Genomic DNA, 18,395 nt, shown 5'->3' on the forward strand with positions numbered 1-18,395 from the left:
CGCAGCGCAGCCTACGGCGCCGGGATCGGGTCGTCCACCCCGTCCAGCCGGGGCCTCAGCGCCGGATCCAGCGACTCGCGCCCGTCGAACACGAAGCACTCGCCGTCGTAGCCCTCCCCGCCGGTTTCCTCGAAATACTTCAGGATGCCGCCCTCGAGCTGGTAGACGTGCTCGACGCCGGCTCGCGCCATGTAGATGGCCGCCTTCTCGCAGCGGATGCCGCCGGTGCAGAAACTCACCACGGTCTTGCCCGCCAGGTCGTTCCGGTGCGCCTGCACGGCCGCCGGGAATTGCGTGAAGCGGGAAATGCGCCAGTCGATCGCGCCCCGGAAGGTGCCGTGATCGACCTCGAAGGCATTGCGGGTGTCCAGCATGACGACCTCCCGCCCTTCGTCGTCCCGGCCCTGGCGCAGCCACCGTGCCACCGTGCGGGCATCGACAGCCGGCGCCCGGCCGGCTTCGGGACGGATGGCCGGATGGTCCATGCGGATGATCTCGCGCTTGATCTTCACCAGCAGCTTGCGGAACGGCACCCGGGCGGACAGGCTTTCCTTGACCTCGATGCCCGCCAGCCGGCCGCCGAAGTCCGGGCCATGCCGCAGCCACTCCAGCCAGGCGTCGATGCCCTGGCGGGTGCCGGCCAGGAACAGGTTGATGCCCTCGTGCGCCAGCAGCACCGTGCCCTTCAGTCCGCACGCCAGGGCCCGGTCGCGCGCCGCGGCCTGCAGCGCGGGCAGGTCGTCCAGGGTCAGGAAACGGTAGGCGGCGATGTTGACGACGGCGGGCACGGCGGGGATCCGGAAAACGACGAGGCGCGATAGTTTACGCGCCGGCGCCCAGCGCCTCGAATTCGAGCTTGTGGAAGCCGTAGCGCTCGGCCGTCATGTGGGCCAGGATGGCCACGGCGATCTCGGGCGGCGTGCGCGCCCCGATGCGCAGGCCCACCGGGCCGTGCAGCCGGGCCACCTCGTCCGGGGTCAGGTCGAACTCGACCAGCCGCTCGCGGCGCTTGGCCTGGTTGGCCCGCGAACCGATGGCGCCAACGTAGAAGGCCTGGGACTTGAGCGCCTCCAGCAGCGCCAGGTCGTCCAGCTTGGGATCGTGGGTCAACGCGACGATGGCCGTATGGCGATCGGGGCGCATCTCGGTCACGGTATCGTCGGGCATGGTGGTCACCAGCCTCGCGCCCGGCACCTCCCAGCCCTGCGTATATTCCTCGCGCGGATCGCAGACGATGACCTCGTAGTCCAGCGCCAGCGCCATCTGCGCCAGGTACTGCGACATCTGCCCCGCGCCTATGATCAGCAGGCGCCAGCTCGGCCCGTGGGTGGCAACCAGCTCCGAGTCGGTCAGCGACAGCGTGTCGGCACGGTCGCGGGCGGCCTCCAGCACGGCGCGGCCGGTGGCCAGGTCCAGCCGGCGCAGCACCCGATGCCCCTGGGTCAGCTCCGCCAGCAGCTCTTCCACGCCACTATGGTCGGCGACCGGCTCCAGGACCAGTTCCAGCGTGCCGCCACAGGGCAGGCCGAAACGCGTGGCCTCCTCGGCCGAGACACCGTAGCGCACCACGCTGGGCACGCCGGTGGGCCAGGCGCCGGTGCGCGCCTTGTCCGACAGGTCGTCCTCGATGCAACCGCCCGACACCGAACCGGCGATCGAACCGTCGCCGCGCACGGCCACCATCGCGCCGATGGGCCGGGGCGCCGAGCCCCAGGTGCGCGTCACCGTGCCCAGCACGACCTCGTGCCCTTCCCGCCGCCACTGGGCCAGGCGCCGCAGGACGTCCAGATCGACGTTGTCCATCGTCGTACCCACTCCACGTCATTCTCAGGACGCCATGATAGTCCACGACGCGGCCGGGACCGCTATGCGCAGGCCTGCGGCGCCGGGGCCGGAAAGCGGCCGGCGCGGCTGACGCCGCCGATGGCGGGCCGCTGCAGCCGCTCACCCAGCCACTGCGCCGTCCTCAGCACGGCGTCCAGGTCGATGCCGGTGGCCACGCCCATGCGCTCGAGCATGTAGACGACGTCCTCGGTGGCGATGTTGCCGGTGGCCGCCGGGGCGAAGGGGCAGCCGCCGAAACCGCCCGTGCTGGCGTCCAGGGCATCCACGCCCGCTTCCAGCGCCGCCAGCACGTTGGCGATGCCGGTATTGCGCGTATTGTGGAAATGGCAGCGCAGGCGCGCGTGCGGCGCCAGCGCGCGCGTGCCCGCCAACAGCTCGCGTACCTGGCTCGGCACCCCGCAGCCTATGGTGTCGGCCAGCGCGATCTCGTCCGGCCGGGCCGGCAGCAGCGACTCCACCAGGGCCAGCACCCGTTGCGCGGGCACCTCGCCCTCGAAGGGGCAGCCGAAGGCGGCGCCGACGGTGACGGAGGTACGCATGCCGGCCGCCCGCGCGCCCGCCAGGATGGCCGAGGCGGCCGCGACCACCTCGGCCACGCCCGCGCCCTGGTTCTTGCGCGAGAAGGTCTCGCTGGCGACCACCACCACGTTGGCCTCGTCGCAGCCGGCCGCCCGCGCCCGCGCCAGGCCCGGCTCGTTGAGCACCAGGCCGATCAGCGACAGGCCCGGACGGCGCTCGACGCCCGCCATGACGGCCTCGGCATCGGCCATCTGCGGCACCCGCTTCGGATTGACGAAACTCGTCGCCTCGATCCGCCTGCCGCCGGCATCGGCGATGCGGCGGATCAGCTCGATCTTGTCAGCCGCGGGCAACAGCACGCGCTCGTTCTGGATGCCGTCGCGCGGTGCGACGTCGATGATCTCCACGTGGCCGTCCATGCCGGGTCCCCCGTATCTGTGGTCAGGGGCAGTATAACTTTGTCCGGACAAATCGACATCGCGGCGCCGCAGAATGCCCCTGCGCCCCCGCCAAGCCGCTACACTGGGACATGCACGGCGCGATACGGGCACCGGACGGTGCGGCCGCGTGGGCGCCTCTTCCAGGAGCGAACGTCATGACGGCAGATTACACGGCATCCCTGCGCGACCGCGTCGTGCTGGTCACCGGCGGCACGCGCGGACTGGGGCGCGAAATGGCGCTGGCGCTGGTGGCGGCGGGCGCCCGGGTGGCGATCACCGGCGCCCATGCCTCGGACGCCATGCACGAGACCATGGCGCAGGCCCAGGCCACGGCCGGCATCGGGCGCATGTTCGCCATCGTCGCCGACGTCACGCGCTTCGAGCACTGCTCGCGCGCGGTGGCCGAGATCCGCGACCATTTCGGCGCGCTGCACGTGCTGGTGAACAATGCCGGCATAGGCATGGGCGTCATCAGCGACACCTTCACCACCGAGCCCGCGCGCTTCTGGCAGACCGACCCGCAGGCCTGGCGGGCGATCATCGACACCAACATCAACGGCGCCTTCAACATGGCGCGCGCCGCCGCACCGCTGATGGTGGCCCAGGGTTTCGGCAAGATCATCAACATCTCGACCAGCGACCAGACCATGGTGCGCCGGGGCTATTCGCCCTACGGGCCGAGCAAGGCCGCGCTGGAGGCCGCCTCGCGCATCTGGGCGCAGGACCTGACGGGCACGGGCGTGGACGTGAACGTCTATCTGCCCGGCGGCGCGGCCGACACCGATTTCCTTCCCGGCGGTCCCAACAGGAAAGGCGCCGACGGCAACCTGCTGCCCGCCTCCATCATGCGGCGCGGCATCCTGTGGCTGTGCTCGGACGCCTCCAATGGCCGCACCGGCGAACGCTACATCGCGCGGCTGTGGAATGAATCGCTGCCGGCCGAACTGGCCGCCGAAGGCGCCCGCGCGCCGCACGTGGACAAGCCGGCCATCATGTAGGCGCCCCGGGCAAGGCCGGACCGAGCACATGAACCCCTAAGGCCGGTTCCCGCTAACCCCGGCGCTCGATCTCCATCCGGTAACTGAAGCTGGCCGCAGGGTGCCAGTTGAACGAACAGATGACGCTGCCCACCGCCGAGAAATAGTGGCGGATCAGGCACAGCGCGATCGCGTCGGCCCGCTCGTCCAGCAGCGGCCGCAGGTGGGCCGGCATGGGCTCGGCGCGGATCTCCTGCGTGGCCCGCACGATGGGCTCGCCCGCGCGCGCCTCGATGTGGGCATAGAAGGGTCCCACGCAGCCGGGCAGCTCGGGCCCTATCCAAGCCAGCCGCTCGGGCAGGAAGGAACTGGTGCAGCAGATAGGCGTGCCACCCCGCTCGGTCCAGCGCACGCTGTCCACCTGCAGCCAGCGGTCGCCCTCGCGCGCGCCCAGCATGGCGGCGGTGGCCGCGTCCAGCGTCACCAGGGTCGAGGCGCGGATCTCCACGTGCGTGTCCAGCGCATACTGGAACAGGTCGGACAGCGAGGCGATCGACTGCTGGTAGGCCCGTCGCGACCGTGACGCAAGCACCACCGTCCCGGCTCCGGGGCGGCGTTCGACCATGCCGTGCTCGACCAGGCGGGCCAGCGCGGCGCGTATCGTGTAGCGGCTGGCCTCGAACTCGCGGCACAGTTCGCCTTCGGTGGGGACGTGGCCGCCCACCGGATAGATGCCGTGCTCGATGCGAGCCAGCAAGGCATCCAGGATCTGCCGGTAGCGGGGGCTGTCGCCGGGCTGTGTTTTCGGGTGTCGTCCTGCCGGCATGCCGCGGGAAATACGCAAGGTTCGGGGTAAGGAAAAGTACCCGGGAAGATAGCATGCGGGGCGGGCGGTTCATGCGGAAAATCGCCAGGCCGTGCTAGTCTATGGGGTTGCTTTTCGCTTCCGGAGTCCGGAACGTCCCGGACTCCGACCTCAGGAGACTGGCATGTATCAGGACCTCGCCCTTTACATCGACGGCGAATTCATCCAAGGCGGCGATCGCCGCGAGCAGGATGTCATCAATCCTGCCACCCAGGAAGTGCTCGGCAAGCTGCCGCACGCCTCGCGCGCGGATCTGGACCGGGCCCTGGCGGCGGCCCAGCGGGCCTTCGAAAGCTGGAAGAAGACCTCGCCCCTCGAGCGTTCGCGCATCCTGCGCAAGGTGGCCGAACTGGCGCGCGAGCGTGCCCAGGACATCGGGCGCAACCTGACGCTGGACCAGGGCAAGCCGCTGGCCGAGGCCGTGGCCGAGATCATGACCTGCTCCGAGCATGCCGAGTGGCATGCCGAGGAATGCCGCCGCATCTACGGCCGGGTGATTCCTCCCCGCAACCCGGCGGTGCGCCAGTTCGTCGTACGCGAGCCGGTGGGCGTCTGCGCCGCGTTCACGCCCTGGAACTTCCCGTTCAACCAGGCCATCCGCAAGGTCTCCGCGGCCGTCGCCGCCGGCTGCACCATCATCCTGAAGGGTCCGGAAGACACGCCCAGCGCGGTCGTGGCCATGGCCCAGCTGTTCCACGACGCCGGGCTGCCCCCCGGCGTGCTGAACATCGTCTGGGGCGTGCCCAGCGAAATCTCCACCTACCTGATCGAGTCGCCCATCGTGCGCAAGATCTCGTTCACCGGATCGGTGCCGGTGGGCAAGCAGCTGTCGGCGCTGGCCGGCGCCCACATGAAGCGCACCACGATGGAACTGGGCGGCCATTCCCCGGTGCTGGTCTTCGACGACGCCGACGTCGAGCCGGCGGCCGAGATGCTGGCGCGCATGAAGATCCGCAACGCCGGCCAGGTCTGCATATCGCCGACCCGCTTCTACGTCCAGGAAAAGGCCTACGACAAGTTCGTGGCGCGCTTCGCCGACACCATCGCCTCCATCAAGGTCGGCGACGGCCTGGGCAAGGGCGTGGAAATGGGCCCCCTGGCCCACGAGCGCCGGCTGATGGCCATGGAAACCTTCCTGGACGACGCCAGCCAGCGCGGCGGCCGTGTCGTGACGGGCGGCTCGCGCATGGGCGAAAAAGGCTATTTCTTCTCGCCCGCGGTCGTGACCGACATCCCCGACGACTCCAAGCTGATGACCGAGGAACCCTTCGGCCCCATCGCCCCGGTCACGCGCTTCAAGACCATCGAGGAAGTGCTCAAGCGCGCCAACAGCCTGCCCTTCGGCCTGGCCTCGTATGTGTTCACGAACTCGCTCAAGACCGCGACCGCCGTGTCCAACGGCCTGGAAGCCGGGATGGTCAACATCAACCACTTCGGCGTCGCCCTGGCCGAGACGCCCTTCGGCGGCGTGAAGGACTCGGGCCTGGGCAGCGAAGGCGGCGTCGAGACCTTCGACGGCTACCTGGTGACCAAGTTCATCACGCAGATCTGACGTCCCCGCGGAGCGTCCCCGGCTCCCGGGGACGCATCCACCAGGCCAGCGCGGCAAAGCCCGCCAGCGCCCAGGCCGCCAGCCACGACAGCGATCCCGCCACGTCGGCCAGCGGCACCCCCATCTGGTTCAGCCTGAGCGAGGCATCGATGCCGGCGGTGCTGGGAAAGATCCAGCGTGCCGCCTGCAACACGGGCGGCAGGCTTTCCACCGGCCACGCGAATCCGGACAGGAAGGCGATGGGCAACGACGTGAACAGCCATACCTGCAAGGCCTGCTCGCGGTCCTTGAGCCAGGTGCCCAGCAGCGCCCCCGCCACGCTGATCGCCGGGGCATAGCAAAGCAGCAGGACCAGCGCCCCCAGCGGGTTGCCGCCACGCGGGTAGTCCTGCAACCAGAAGATCCAGCCGAAATAGACCAGCCCCGCGAACAGGCCGGCGGTGGAGAAGGCCAGCACGCGCCCCAGCCAGACCCTGGCCGGCGCCCGCAGGCGGCCGGCCTCGGCCCAGGTGCCGGCCAGCATCGCGACGCCCATCAGCAGCGTCTGCTGCATGATGATCAACGCCACCGCCGGCACGACGTAGCTGCCATAGCCGCCGGTGGGGTTGTAGAGGGCCACGGCGCTGACGCCGACCGGGCTGCGGCCTGCCATGGCCTGGTTCCGCCCCTGCCCGTGCGCGGTACGCTGCGCGATCTCGATGCCGGCCGACACCGTGCCGACGACGGCCGTGAAGCCGGTCATCATCGCCTTGTTGTAGAGCGCGTAGCTGCCGTTGGTGCTGACCACGACCGGCGCCGGCCGGCCGCGCAGCACATTGCGCCTGAGGTCTCGCGTCAGCAGCGCATAGCCTTCGATCTCGCCCCGCCACATCGCCTGCCGTGCCGTCTCTTCGTCGCCGGTCACCATCGCCACGCGCAGGTCCGGGCTGGCATCGGCGTAGCGCACGATCTGGCGCGACAGGCTGGAGTGGTCCAGGTCCACGATGGCCACCGGCACGCGTTGCAGGACCTCGGTGGCATAGGGCCAGGGATAGAAGAATCCGTAGAAGACCGGGGCCAGCACGATCAGCAGCAGCGCGCCCTTGTCGCGCAGCAGCTCAGCCAGGGTGTCTCGCCAGGCCGCGGCCCAGCCGCGCGCGTCCATCAGCGGCCTCCCCAGCGCGCGGGCTCGGCCGCCACGCGGCACAGCAGCCACGCGCCCGCCAGCGCCAGCAGCGCCGCGCCCAGCGGCATCAGCACGAAGGCCGGCAACGAATGGCGCAGGGGCGCAGCCATCTGCAATTGCTCCACCTGCAGGCGGATGTAGTGCGTATAGGGCAGCGCCAACGCCCAGGCGCGCGCGCCGGCCGGCATGGCGGCCAGCGGGAAGCCCATGCCGCTGAAGGCGAAGGCCGGCGCCGTCACGATGCCGGCCAGCGACAAGGCCGTGCGCAGGGATCGCGTCGCCAGCGCGGCGGCGGCGCCCATCGCGATCGACAAGGCAATGAAAGACATCAGGGCCACGGCTACCCACGGCAGGCTGCCGGGCGGATGCCACCCCCGGCCCCAGGTCAGCCACAGCAGGGCCGCCAGGCCCACGGCGGACAGCCCCGCCCATGGCCACGCGAGCTTGCCGGCCAATGCCGCCAGGGCCGGCCCCGCCGCGACGCGCACGCCGCCATCGGGACGGGCCTGCGCGCCCGTGGCCGCCGCCAGCCAGGCGCCCACCGTGCGGTCGCGGATCTCCCGGCCCACGGTCCAGGCGCCGGCCGTCATCCCCAGGATGTGCAGCAGCGCCGGGACCAGCGCGGCCGCCAGGAATTGTTCGTAGTTGAGACTGGGGTTGAACAAGGCCAGCGAACTGGCCCGAACCGGCTCGGCGCTGACCGCCACCGACTGCGCCGGTTCGCCGCGGCGGTTGCGCGTCGCCATCTCGACGCCGGCCGACAGTGTCATGGCCACGGTCTGCACATCGCGCAGGACCAGGCCCGACACCGTGTAGAACTGCGCGTTGTGGTAGAGCGTGACGTGGCCGCTGGCCCCGCGCTTGATGTCGCGGGAGAAGTCGCGCTCGACCGCCACCACCGCGTAGACGTCGCCCCGCTCCATGCCGGCCCGCGCCTCGGCCAGGCTGGCGTCGCGCCGCGCGACGCGCAAGCCCGGCGCCGCCTCCAGCATGCGCGCGAACTGGCGCGACAGGGCCGAATGATCGCCGTCCACGACGGCGATGGGCAGGCGCGTGGGAATGCCGGCCGAGAACATCCACCACAGCAGCAGCACGGCCAGCAGCGGTACCCAGCTGATCATGGCCAGTTCGCGCGGATGCCGGCGCAGCCACGCGGCCTCCCGGCTCGCCGCGCGCCGGAAGGCGCCCGGCCGCGCTTCGCGGGGCGCGGCCCCGCCGGCCGTATGCGGGGGAGGTCCCGCCGCTGCGCTCATGGCGTCACCGTACCAGCACGCTCATGCCCGGGCGCGCGCCTTCTATCGGCGCCTGCGGACGAGCCCGGACCTCGAAGGTGCGGACGTCGAACCCCTGGCTGGCGCGGGTGGTGCGCCAGGTGGCGAAGTCGGGCAGCACGGAGACGTAATAGACCTTGAAATCCGCGCGGCGGTTGTCCAGCGCCGGCAGTTCGGCCTGGAAGCTCGAGCCGACGGCGAAACGCGAGAGCCGATCCTCGCGCACGTTGATGACGACCCACTGGTCGGCCAGATCGACCACGGTGGCCACCGCCACGCCCTGCGGCGACAGCTCGCCGACCTTGGCATAGACCTTGGCGATCTCGCCGGCCACGGGGCTTTTCAGATTGACCTCGGCCTCGGCCGCCTCGACCTCGGCCAGCGCGCCGGCCACCTGCCGGGCCTGGCCCGCCGCCGCCTCCTTGTCCTCGGGCCGCGCGCCGTCCAGCGCAAGCTGGTACTGCGCCCGCGCCGCCAGCGCCGCATCGCGCGAAGCGTGGTAGTTGGCGCGCGCCTCGTCACGCTTCTGCTCGGCCACCAGCCCTTCGCGGGCAAGGTTGTCCACGCGGCGGAACGAGACCTCGGCCAGGTCGGCCGCCGCCTGCGCACGCTGCCAGTTCAGCTGCGCCATCGTGATCTCCTGCGGGCGGGCACCGCGATCGGCCTTGGCCTGCACCGCGCGCGCCGCCGCCAGCGCGCCCTGGGCCTGGGCCATCTTGGCGGCCACCTCGGGGCTGTCCAGGCGCACCAGCAACGCGCCACGCTCCACCTTGTCGCCTTCTTTCACCGCCACCTCGGCCACCCGCGCCGAGATCTTGGCGGCGACGTCGGTCTCCTGGGCTTCCATGTAGCCCTGGAACTGCTCGGGCGCGGGCCGCGACGCGCGCCAGAAGCCATAGGCGACGACGGCCAGCACCAGCATGCCGGCAATGGCAATGGCGAGAGTGGATTTTCTTGCGCTCATGGCAGCTCGGTCTCGTTGTCGTCAGGGGCCGCGGACAGGATCGGCGGCCACGGCCGCCAGCGGCAGGCGCACGTCCGCCCGTTCGATGTAACGCGTCAATTCGCCGCCCAGCCCGCTGGCCTCCAGCAGTTCGGCCAGGGACTGGATGTAGTCGTAGGCGGCCTGCGCCCTTTCGGTCTGCACCTTGGCGCGGTTGGTCTCGGCATCGATCAGGTCCGTGGCGGTGCTGACGCCTTCGCGCAGGCCGCTGGTGCGCAGGCGCACCACCTCGTCGGCCAGTTCGACGCTGGCGCCGGTCGCCAGGAACTGGCGGCGCGCCTGATCCACCGCGCGCCACTTGCTTTCCACCAGCAGGCTGATGTCCTGCCGCGCCTGGGCCTCGGTCAGCCGGGCCTGGAGAATGGTCTTGTCGCTGGCGGCGTCCAGCGCCGGCCGGTCCAGCGAATCCCACAGCGTCCAGCGCACGCCCACGCCCACCAGCCAGCTGCCGTTCTCGCTGCGGATCTGGTGCCCGCCGAAGGCGAACACCTGCGGGCGCCGCGTGGCGGTTTCCACCGCATGCAGCTGGCGCGCCTGTTCTTCCTTGGCCGCGACCTTGCCCAGCGCGGGATGTCCGCGCATGGCGGCCTCCAGGAAGTACGACAGCGGTTCGATGGACTGGGTCAGGATGAACAGCGGCGTCGAAGGCCGCACGGCCTCGTCCATGCGCAGCGTGCGGCCCAGGGCCACCTGCGCCAGTTCGAGCGTGTCCTGCGCCTTGCGCTCTTCCCGCCGCGCATCTTCCAGCGCGACCCGTGCCTGCAGCCGGTCGACGCGGGCAATCGTGCCTTCGGCCATCATACGCTCGGCCGCGCGGTCGTGTTCGCCGATGGCGCGCAGGGCCTCGCGGCGCAGGTCCCATGCGCGCGCGGCGAGCTGCGCGGCGAAATAGCGCTTGGCCAGCGTGGTCTGCACTTCGTAGCCGGCCTGGGTCGCGTCCGCGCGCGCTTCGTCGGCCTGGGCGTTGACCAGGCCGCGCGCCGCGTCGGTGGCCCCGCCCAGATAGAGCGGCCAGATGCCGATCAGGGATTTGTTGGTCAGGGAGCCGCGCCGCTCCAGTTCCACGCTGGAAGGCAGGGGCAGTGGAATACCGATGTTGTTCAGCCCCGACAGGCTGAGATTGGCGTTGGCTTCGTAGCGGATGTGGGAGGCGGACACGCTGAGCGAGGGCCCGCCCAGATGGCGCACACCTTCGAGCTGGAGTTCCTTGCTTTCGACCGCCGCCCGCGCCGCGCCCAGCTTGTCGGATCGCGCCAGTACCTGCTGCTGCGCCGCCTGATAGCTCAGGGCGGGCAGCGCCTGGGCCGCCGCGCCCGCATGCAGGACAAAGGCCAGCCAGGCCGCAAACCCACCCGCCTTCCGCCGCCATTGCCCATCACCACTTGGGCGATACCTCCGGCCCCCGGACGTCGACGCATGCACGGATCCCGTCCCCCTGACAAGTTCGGCGGAGCCGGGCACCCCCTCGCCGGCCACGCTTCATGGGGACATGATAAAGAAAACGGGCCGGTAGTGCGCATCTTGCGCATCACATCGCCGACAGGCCCCCATCGACCAGCACGTGGGTCCCGGTCATGAACGAGGCTTCGTCCGAGGCCAGCCACAGCACGGGCCAGGCGATTTCCTCGGGTGCCGCCCAGCGGCCCAGCAGGGAGGTATCGCTGCGCTCGCCCTTCAACTGCTCGATCGCCTGGCCGCGCGCCCGGGCCCGGTCCACGTGGAACTCGGTCAGGGTCGATCCCGGACATACGGCGTTGACGCGCACGCCGTGCGACGCTTCCTCGAACGCCAGCGTGCGGGTCATCGCCAGCAGGCCGGCCTTGGTCGCATCGTAGATGCCCATGCCCGCCCTGCCCGTCACCGCGTAGCACGACGACACGATCACCAGGCTGCCCCTGCCCGACTCGCGCAGGGCGGGCAGCGCGGCACGGCAGTAATTGGCCGTACCGACCAGGTTCACGTCCACCATGGCGCGCCACTCCTCGGGCCGGGCTTCGGACAGGCGCGAGTAGTTGCGCATGGCCGCGTTGCAGACCAGGACGTCCAGCCCGCCCCAGGTCCGCCGGGCCAGCTCGGCCGCGTTCAATGCCGCATCCTCGTCGGCCACGTCGGCGGCCAGGCACTCGACCCGGGCCTCCGGATGCTGCTCGCGCAGCGCCGCGGCGCTGCGCGCCAGCGCGTCGGCATCGCGGTCCACCAGCAGCACCGCCGCGCCTTCCAGACAGAAGACCCGGGCGATGGCGGCGCCTATGCCCGCGCCGCCGCCGGTGATCAGGGCCCTGCGTTCTGCGAGTCTGGCCATGGCTTACCCCGCCTTCGCGCCGGTGGCCTTGATGACCTTGCCCCAGCGTTCGACTTCGGTCCGTATCCACGCGCCGAACTGTTCCGGCGTGTTGGCCACGACCTCGAACTCCATGTCGCGCAGCTTCTGCTGCACGTCGGGCATGTGCAGGATCTTCACGATCTCCTTGTTGTAGCGGTCGATGATGGGACGCGGCGTGCCGGCCGGCGCCAGGAAGCCGATCCACGACGTGGCAACGAAGTGGGGATAGCCCGACTCGATCATGGTCGGAATGTCGGGCGTGCTGGGAAAGCGCTTCTCGCCCGTCGAGGCCAGCAGCCTGAGCCGCCCTTCCTTCACATACTGCTGGACGTTGCCGGGCACCATGAAGGCTGCCTGCACGTTGCCCGCCACCAGGTCGACCAGGGCCGGCGAGGCGCCGCGATAGGGCACGTGCGTGGCGCTCAGCCCCGAGGCCTCGTTCAGCATCTCCATGGTCAGGTGCGAGGCGCTGCCCGTGGCCACCGACCCGTACGACAGCTTGCCCGGATGGGCCTTGGACCAGGCCACCAGATCCGCCACGCTCTTGACCGGCAACCCCGGATTGACCACCAGGTACTGCGGCGAGCTGACCGCGAGCGTGATCGGCGCCAGGTCGGTGACCGGATCGTAGGGCATGTTGTCGAACAGCGTCTTGTTGATGGCGATGGGCCCGTTGTAGCCCACCAGCAGCGTGTAGCCGTCCGGCGGCGACTTGGCCACCAGGTCCGCGCCGATGTTGCCGCCTGCGCCCGGCTTGTTCTCGACGATGACCGGCTGCCCCAGTATGCCTTCGAGCTTAGACGCCACCAGCCGTCCCAGCACGTCGTTGGTGCTGCCCACGATGGGAACGATGATGCGCACGGGCTTGGTGGGTGCCCATTCGCCGGCGGCCGCGGCCGCCGGCACGACGGAACAGACGGCGAGCGCACAGGCCGCCTTGCGTAGCAATGCATGCATGAAAGTCTCCTTACCCTCTCGTTATCGAAGCGGCCGGCTACACGCTGTAGACCGGCTCGTTCAAGCCGTCCGCCAGGTGTTTCCTGGCCCACTCCATCGGATCCGCGCCACGGTCCAGCAAGACGCCCGCAGCGCGCACGCGCTGCGCGGCGCCGTCCAGCGCCGGCGGCTCCGAACCGTTGGCCAGCCCCACGGCGGCTTCGTGCAGCATGCGGCGCGCCATGACGATGGCGCGATCCGTGGGCAGCAGCCGTTCGGCCTCATGGTTCTGGATGGGGCCCATGCTTTCCTGCAGCGACGCATCCTGCATGGCGAAGCCGAACACGCCGCTGTAGGCGCGCTTCTCCTTCTGCGCCACGCGGTCGATCAGGTAGTCGTTGTCCTTGTTCGCCAGGGGGCGGAAGGTAACGGGATCGCAGGGCGCATGGATGCCCCGGCCCGCGTCCAGGTCCGCGCGCTCCTGTTCGGACAGCGGCTTGTCGGGATGGAAGTTGATGCTCCAGGCCCAGCAGTTGTGATCGTCGATGGGAACCCAGACGTGCCCGCCCAGGGCGTGGTCGCCGAACGGCGGGATCAGCGTGAACCACGGGAACAGCCACTGGGTGATGCGCCAGTAGTACGAATCGGGTTCGCCATTGCGGCGGCCGTACAGGGACAGGCCGAACTCGTTCTTCTCGATGTCGAACACCACGTTGCCGTCGGCCTTGATGTAGTCATTGGCCTTGGTGCCCTGGTGCAGCGGATCCACGTCGACTTCGTAGCGGTGCACGTACGACACGTGGCTGGTATCGATGCCGCCTTCCATGGCTTGCAGGTAGTTGGACTCCTGCAGCCGCTTGGACACGTAGATATGGCTTTCCGGCAGGCAGCACCACTCCACCTCGGGCAGGCTGGGCTGGGTTTCCGGCGGCCCCATGTAGGCCCAGACGATGGAGCCGCGCTCGATGCACGGATAGGCCTTGATGCCCATGCGGCTGCAGCTTTGCGGCGCCGACGGCACGTCCACGCACTCTCCCAGGCGGTTGAACTTCAGGCCGTGGTAGGCGCAGCGGATGCCGTCCTCTTCATTGCGGCCGAAGTACAGCGACACGCCGCGGTGCGAACAGAACTCGTCGATCAGCCCCGCCTGCCCGCTGCTGTCGCGGAACGCCAGCAGCTTCTCGCCCATGATCTGCACGCGCACCGGGGGACAGTCGGGCTCGGCGATCTCGCTCGATTTCAGGATGGGGACCCAGTAGCGCCGCAGCAGATTGCCCATGGGCGTGCCCGGGCCGGTGCGCACCAGGATTTCCGAGGTTTCCTTGTTCATGACTCCACTGCCTCCTGCAGGAAATGTCCGTTCTGTGATAATTGAGTCCATTCTACGGACATAAAACGGAATGTCAACGGGCAGGCGCCCACGGAACCGGGCGTCGGCTCGGCTACGATGTCGGGCTGGATGAACAGAGACGAACGAGGAAAGGCGTGGCGGAAACCGAGAAACCGGGCGAAAGCGTGCGGGCCGTGGACCGGGCCCTGGAAATCCTGCTGGCCTTCACGGCCACGGACTACGAGCTGACGGTGGGGCAATTACTCAAGCGCGTGGACCTGAGCCGGCCCACGCTGTACCGCCTGCTGTACACGCTGGAGCAGTGCGGCTTCGTGGTATCGGAGGGCGATCCGCAGAAATTCCGCCTGGGGCCCTCGGTGGGCCAGCTGGCCCACGTCTGGACTTCCAGCCTGGACCTGAGCGCGCTGGCGGCGCCGCCCATGCAGCGGCTGCGCGAGCAGACCGGCGAGACGGTGGCCCTGTTCGTGCTGCAAGGCGGAGACCGGCTCTGCATCGCCGAGCTGCCCAGTCCCCAGCCCCTGAGCTTCAAGCGCGGCATCGGCTATCGCGAGCGCATATCGGTGGGCGCCAGCGGCCGGGCCATCCTGGCCAACATCGGCCAGGGCGACGAGGACCGCCGCCGCTACGCGGCCGAGCGCGGCCTGGACATCGAGCGGCCGGCCGAAGACCTGGACATGGTGCGGCGCCGGGGCTATGCCGTCAGCAGGGATGAACTGATACAGGGCGCGGTGGCGATCGCCGCGCCCTTCTTCGATCGCAGCGGCCAGGTGGCGGGCTCGCTGGGCGTATTCGGCCCCGGCGCGCGGCTGCCCGCCGATCGCATCCAGGAATTCGGAGAAATGGTGATGCGGGAAGCCGCCGAGCTCTCGCGCACGCTGGGCAGCCGGACGGCGCCCTGACCGCGGCGGATCAGGCCCGCCGCGCGGGCGTGGCGGCCGCGCGAGCCGCCGCCAGCCGCCGCGGGTCCTGCGCCCGCAGCCGGACGTCCGGGCCCAGCCCGCGCACGTCCACGAACTGGAAACGGCGTGCCTGGCCCAGATCCTCGATCAGGGGCAAGCGCGCCATGCCGGCGCCCTCGCCCAACACCATGGGCGCCATGTAGACCAGCAATTCGTCCACGCAGCCCTCCTGCAGCAAGGCGCCGGTCAGCACCGCGCCGGCCTCGGCATGGACTTCGTTGATGTCGTGCTGCCCCAGCCAGCGCATGACGCCGGGCAGGTCGACGCGGCCATCCGCGCCCGGCAGGCAAATGACCCGCGCATTGCGCGCCGCCAGTTCGGCGACCCGCCCGGCATCCTCGCGCGCCGTGAAGACCCAGGTTTCCGTGCCGTCGAGCAGGCGCGCAGCGGCCGGCATGCGCAGATGCGTATCCAGCACGATCTTGCGCGGCGGGCGCGTGGTCGCCACATGGCGCACGTCCAGGCGGGGATCGTCGGCCAGCACGGTGCCGATGCCGGTCAGCACGGCGCAACTGCGCGCGCGCCAGTGATGGCCGTCGGCGCGGGCGGCCTCGCCGGTGATCCATTGCGACCGCCCGTTGGGCAGCGCGCTGCGCCCGTCCAGCGACGCCGCCATCTTCGCCCAGAGCCAGGGGGTGCCGCGGCTCATGCGGGCGACGAAGCCGACGTTCAGCGCCAGCGCCTCGTCCAGGCACACGCCCGCGGTGACTTCGATGCCCGCGGCGCGCAGCCGAGCCAGGCCTTCGCCGTTGACGCGCGGATTGGGATCGCCCATCGCCACGACGACCCGCGCCGGCGCGGCGGCGACCAGCGCATCGACGCATGGCGGCGTGCGGCCATGGTGGCTGCAGGGTTCCAGCGTGACGTAGACGGTGGCGCCTGCCACCGACAAGCCGCGCGCCTGCGCGTCGCGCAGCGCCCGCACCTCGGCATGCGGCCCGCCCACGGGCTGGGTCGCGCCTTCGCCCAGGACCTGGCCGTCGCGCACGATGACGCAGCCCACGCGCGGATTCGGCGAAGTCGTATACATGACGCCGTCGGCCAGCGACAGCGCGCGCCGCATCCAGGCGGCATCCTCGGGACGTTCGGGAATGTCGGCGCTCATCGGCGATCAGGACTTCGCGCCGGGAGGCCGGGGCCCCTGGACCTCGCGCACGACGTCGGTGAATTCATCCACGTCCTCGAAGCTCTTGTAGACCGAGGCAAAGCGGATGTAGGCGATCTTGTCGAGCTTCTTGAGCTCCTGCATGACTAGCTCGCCCACGCGCTCGGAGGGCACCTCTCGCAGGCCGCTGGTCATCAGGGCTTCCTCGATGCGCGTGACGGCGGCTTCCACCGCGTCGGCGCTGACGGCCCGCTTGCGCAGCGCCAGCATCAGGCTGCCGCGCAGCTTGCCCTGGTCGTACTCCGACCGGCTGCCATTGCGCTTGACCACCGCCGGCAGCGACAACTCCACCCGCTCGTAGGTGGTGAAGCGCCGATCGCAATGCGTGCAGCGGCGGCGCCGTCGAATGGCGCTGCCCTCTTCCAGCACCCGGGTGTCCATCACCTGGGTGTCTTCATGGCGACAGAAAGGACACTTCATCTGCGGTCCTCGGCCAAAATGGCGTCCATGCGTGCGACTCCCTCTTTAAGACCAGCCCCCCAGGGCGCAGCGGATCCGGCTTTGCCGGTCCGCCAGCGCCGCCCCCTTGAGGGGGCGCCCGAAGGGCGTAGGGGGTGGTCTTTCCCACCGGTCCGCCAGCGCCGCCCCCTTGAGGGGGCGCCCGAAGGGCGTAGGGGGTGGGCCCTACTACCCACCATAGACCGGGAACTTCGCGGTCAGGGCGTTGACGCGCTCGCGCACGGCCGCGATGTTGGCCTCGTCGCGCGGGTTGTCCAGCACGTCGGCGATGAGGTTGGCGGTCAGGCGGGCCTCGTCTTCCTTGAAGCCGCGCGTGGTCATGGCCGGCGAACCGACACGCACGCCGCTGGTGACGAAGGGCTTTTCCGGATCGTTCGGGATCGCGTTCTTGTTGACCGTGATGTGAGCCTGGCCCAGCGCCAGTTCGGCGTCCTTGCCCGTGATGCCCTTGGCGCGCAGGTCCACCAGCATGACGTGGCTCTCGGTGCGTCCGGACACGATGCGCAGGCCGCGTTCGACCAGCGTCTCCGCCATCACCTTGGCGTTGGCCACGACCTGGGCGGCATACTGCTTGAACGAGGGATCCAGCGCTTCCTTGAAGGCCACGGCCTTGGCGGCGATGACGTGCTCCAGCGGACCGCCCTGGATGCCCGGGAAGATGGCGGAGTTGACGGCCTTCTCGAACTCGGCCTTGCACATGATCAGTCCGCCGCGCGGGCCGCGCAGCGACTTGTGCGTGGTCGAGGTGACGAAATCGGCGTGCGGGACCGGGTTGGGATAGGCGCCGCCGGCGACCAGGCCGGCGTAGTGAGCGATGTCCACCATGAACAGCGCGCCGTTGGCCTTGGCGATCTCGGCGAAACGGGCGAAGTCGATGCGCAGCGCATAGGCCGAGGCACCGGCCACGATCAGCTTGGGCTTGTGCTCGGCGGCCAGGCGCGCGACCTGGTCGTAATCGATTTCTTCCTGGGCGTTCAGGCCGTAGGACAGGAAGTTGTAGAGCTTGCCCGAGGCATTGACCGGCGAGCCGTGCGTCAGGTGGCCGCCCTCGGCCAGGCTCATGCCCAGCACCGTGTCGCCGGGCTTGAGCACGGCCATGTACACGCCCTGGTTGGCCTGCGAGCCCGAGTTGGGCTGCACGTTCACGGCGTCGGCGCCGAAGATCTGCTTGGCGCGGTCGATGGCCAGCTGCTCGACGATGTCCACGAACTCGCAGCCGCCGTAATAGCGCTTGCCGGGATAGCCTTCGGCGTACTTGTTGGTGAGCTGCGTGCCCTGCGCCTGCATGACGGCCGGGCTGGCGTAGTTTTCCGAGGCGATCAGCTCGATGTGCTGTTCCTGGCGCTGGTTTTCCAGCTCGATGGCGGACCAGAGCTCGGGATCGGCCTGGGCGATGGTGCGGTTGCGGTCGAACATGACGGTTTCCTTCCTGTGCAGAACGGGGGGCCAACCGACGGATTCAACGCGACGGCCAGCCGATATGACGGAAACCGCGCCACATCGCCCTGCTGCGCCTGCGCGGCAGGGCAGCCGAAACGAAAGACGGCGTGACGCGATCTACGAAT

The 18,395-nt window shown here is 70.0% G+C and carries 17 protein-coding genes; 3 read left to right on the forward strand and 14 right to left on the reverse strand.

Annotation, left to right across the window (positions count from 1 at the left end; translation table 11 throughout):
- Positions 1–11: 11 nt before the first annotated feature.
- The 3 genes from R4823_RS22840 to R4823_RS22850 all read right to left on the reverse strand — a co-directional run bounded on the left by R4823_RS22840 (position 12) and on the right by R4823_RS22850 (position 2,783).
- Positions 12–788, reverse strand: coding sequence for a sulfurtransferase (locus R4823_RS22840; RefSeq protein WP_338616156.1), 777 nt, complete (start codon positions 786–788; stop codon positions 12–14).
- A 34-nt stretch (positions 789–822) separates the two neighbouring features.
- Positions 823–1,803: an XdhC family protein gene (locus R4823_RS22845; RefSeq protein ID WP_338616157.1), complete on the reverse strand. Its 981-nt coding sequence runs from the start codon at positions 1,801–1,803 to the stop codon at positions 823–825.
- Positions 1,804–1,865: 62 nt separating this feature from the next.
- Complete coding sequence (locus R4823_RS22850) at positions 1,866–2,783, reverse strand: hydroxymethylglutaryl-CoA lyase (RefSeq protein WP_087841609.1); 918 nt, start codon at positions 2,781–2,783, stop codon at positions 1,866–1,868.
- A 176-nt stretch (positions 2,784–2,959) separates the two neighbouring features.
- On the opposite strand from R4823_RS22850, the gene R4823_RS22855 reads away from it, so the two are divergent.
- Complete coding sequence (locus R4823_RS22855) at positions 2,960–3,802, forward strand: SDR family oxidoreductase (RefSeq protein ID WP_279815451.1); 843 nt, start codon at positions 2,960–2,962, stop codon at positions 3,800–3,802.
- 52 nt (positions 3,803–3,854) lie between these two features.
- Here R4823_RS22855 and R4823_RS22860 read toward each other — a convergent pair whose 3' ends face one another.
- Positions 3,855–4,607 carry a GntR family transcriptional regulator gene (locus R4823_RS22860; protein WP_087841611.1) on the reverse strand — a complete coding sequence of 251 codons (753 nt, stop codon included), beginning with the start codon at positions 4,605–4,607 and terminating at the stop codon, positions 3,855–3,857.
- Between the two features lie 163 nt (positions 4,608–4,770).
- On the opposite strand from R4823_RS22860, the gene R4823_RS22865 reads away from it, so the two are divergent.
- Complete coding sequence (locus R4823_RS22865) at positions 4,771–6,198, forward strand: NAD-dependent succinate-semialdehyde dehydrogenase (protein WP_338616159.1); 1,428 nt, start codon at positions 4,771–4,773, stop codon at positions 6,196–6,198.
- Here R4823_RS22865 and R4823_RS22870 read toward each other — a convergent pair.
- From R4823_RS22870 to R4823_RS22900, 7 genes are all read right to left on the reverse strand, one after another.
- Positions 6,185–7,342, reverse strand: a complete 1,158-nt coding sequence (locus tag R4823_RS22870; RefSeq protein WP_338616160.1) for an ABC transporter permease — start codon at positions 7,340–7,342, stop codon at positions 6,185–6,187. The genes R4823_RS22865 and R4823_RS22870 overlap by 14 nt on opposite strands.
- A complete protein-coding gene (locus R4823_RS22875; RefSeq protein WP_338616161.1) occupies positions 7,342–8,616 on the reverse strand; it encodes an ABC transporter permease in 1,275 nt (424 codons plus the stop codon). Before R4823_RS22875 ends, R4823_RS22870 begins: the two co-directional genes overlap by 1 nt.
- 4 nt (positions 8,617–8,620) lie before the next feature.
- Positions 8,621–9,598: an efflux RND transporter periplasmic adaptor subunit gene (locus tag R4823_RS22880; RefSeq protein WP_087841614.1), complete on the reverse strand. Its 978-nt coding sequence runs from the start codon at positions 9,596–9,598 to the stop codon at positions 8,621–8,623.
- A gap of 21 nt (positions 9,599–9,619) precedes the next feature.
- Positions 9,620–11,059, reverse strand: coding sequence for a TolC family protein (locus R4823_RS22885; RefSeq protein ID WP_243724687.1), 1,440 nt, complete (start codon positions 11,057–11,059; stop codon positions 9,620–9,622).
- Positions 11,060–11,165: 106 nt separating this feature from the next.
- Positions 11,166–11,939 carry an SDR family oxidoreductase gene (locus tag R4823_RS22890; RefSeq protein WP_087841615.1) on the reverse strand — a complete coding sequence of 258 codons (774 nt, stop codon included), beginning with the start codon at positions 11,937–11,939 and terminating at the stop codon, positions 11,166–11,168.
- A gap of 3 nt (positions 11,940–11,942) precedes the next feature.
- The gene (locus tag R4823_RS22895; RefSeq protein ID WP_087841616.1) at positions 11,943–12,917 is read right to left on the reverse strand and encodes a tripartite tricarboxylate transporter substrate binding protein; all 975 of its coding nucleotides are present in this window, start codon (positions 12,915–12,917) and stop codon (positions 11,943–11,945) included.
- 37 nt (positions 12,918–12,954) lie between these two features.
- Positions 12,955–14,226 carry a Rieske 2Fe-2S domain-containing protein gene (locus tag R4823_RS22900; RefSeq protein WP_087841617.1) on the reverse strand — a complete coding sequence of 424 codons (1,272 nt, stop codon included), beginning with the start codon at positions 14,224–14,226 and terminating at the stop codon, positions 12,955–12,957.
- Between the two features lie 155 nt (positions 14,227–14,381).
- Between R4823_RS22900 and R4823_RS22905 the strand changes: the two genes are divergently transcribed.
- Complete coding sequence (locus R4823_RS22905) at positions 14,382–15,146, forward strand: IclR family transcriptional regulator (protein WP_243724688.1); 765 nt, start codon at positions 14,382–14,384, stop codon at positions 15,144–15,146.
- A 10-nt stretch (positions 15,147–15,156) separates the two neighbouring features.
- Here R4823_RS22905 and ribD read toward each other — a convergent pair whose 3' ends face one another.
- The 3 genes from ribD to glyA form a co-directional block, all read right to left on the reverse strand.
- Positions 15,157–16,269, reverse strand: a complete 1,113-nt coding sequence (gene ribD, locus R4823_RS22910) for a bifunctional diaminohydroxyphosphoribosylaminopyrimidine deaminase/5-amino-6-(5-phosphoribosylamino)uracil reductase RibD (RefSeq protein WP_087841754.1) — start codon at positions 16,267–16,269, stop codon at positions 15,157–15,159.
- A gap of 48 nt (positions 16,270–16,317) precedes the next feature.
- A complete protein-coding gene (gene nrdR, locus R4823_RS22915; protein WP_087841618.1) occupies positions 16,318–16,791 on the reverse strand; it encodes a transcriptional regulator NrdR in 474 nt (157 codons plus the stop codon).
- Positions 16,792–16,998: 207 nt separating this feature from the next.
- Positions 16,999–18,246, reverse strand: coding sequence for a serine hydroxymethyltransferase (gene glyA, locus R4823_RS22920; RefSeq protein WP_087841619.1), 1,248 nt, complete (start codon positions 18,244–18,246; stop codon positions 16,999–17,001).
- Positions 18,247–18,395: the final 149 nt, after the last annotated feature.

It is taken from the genome of Pigmentiphaga sp. CHJ604 (assembly GCF_036972535.1).
GTDB lineage: Bacteria > Pseudomonadota > Gammaproteobacteria > Burkholderiales > Burkholderiaceae_B > Pigmentiphaga > Pigmentiphaga daeguensis.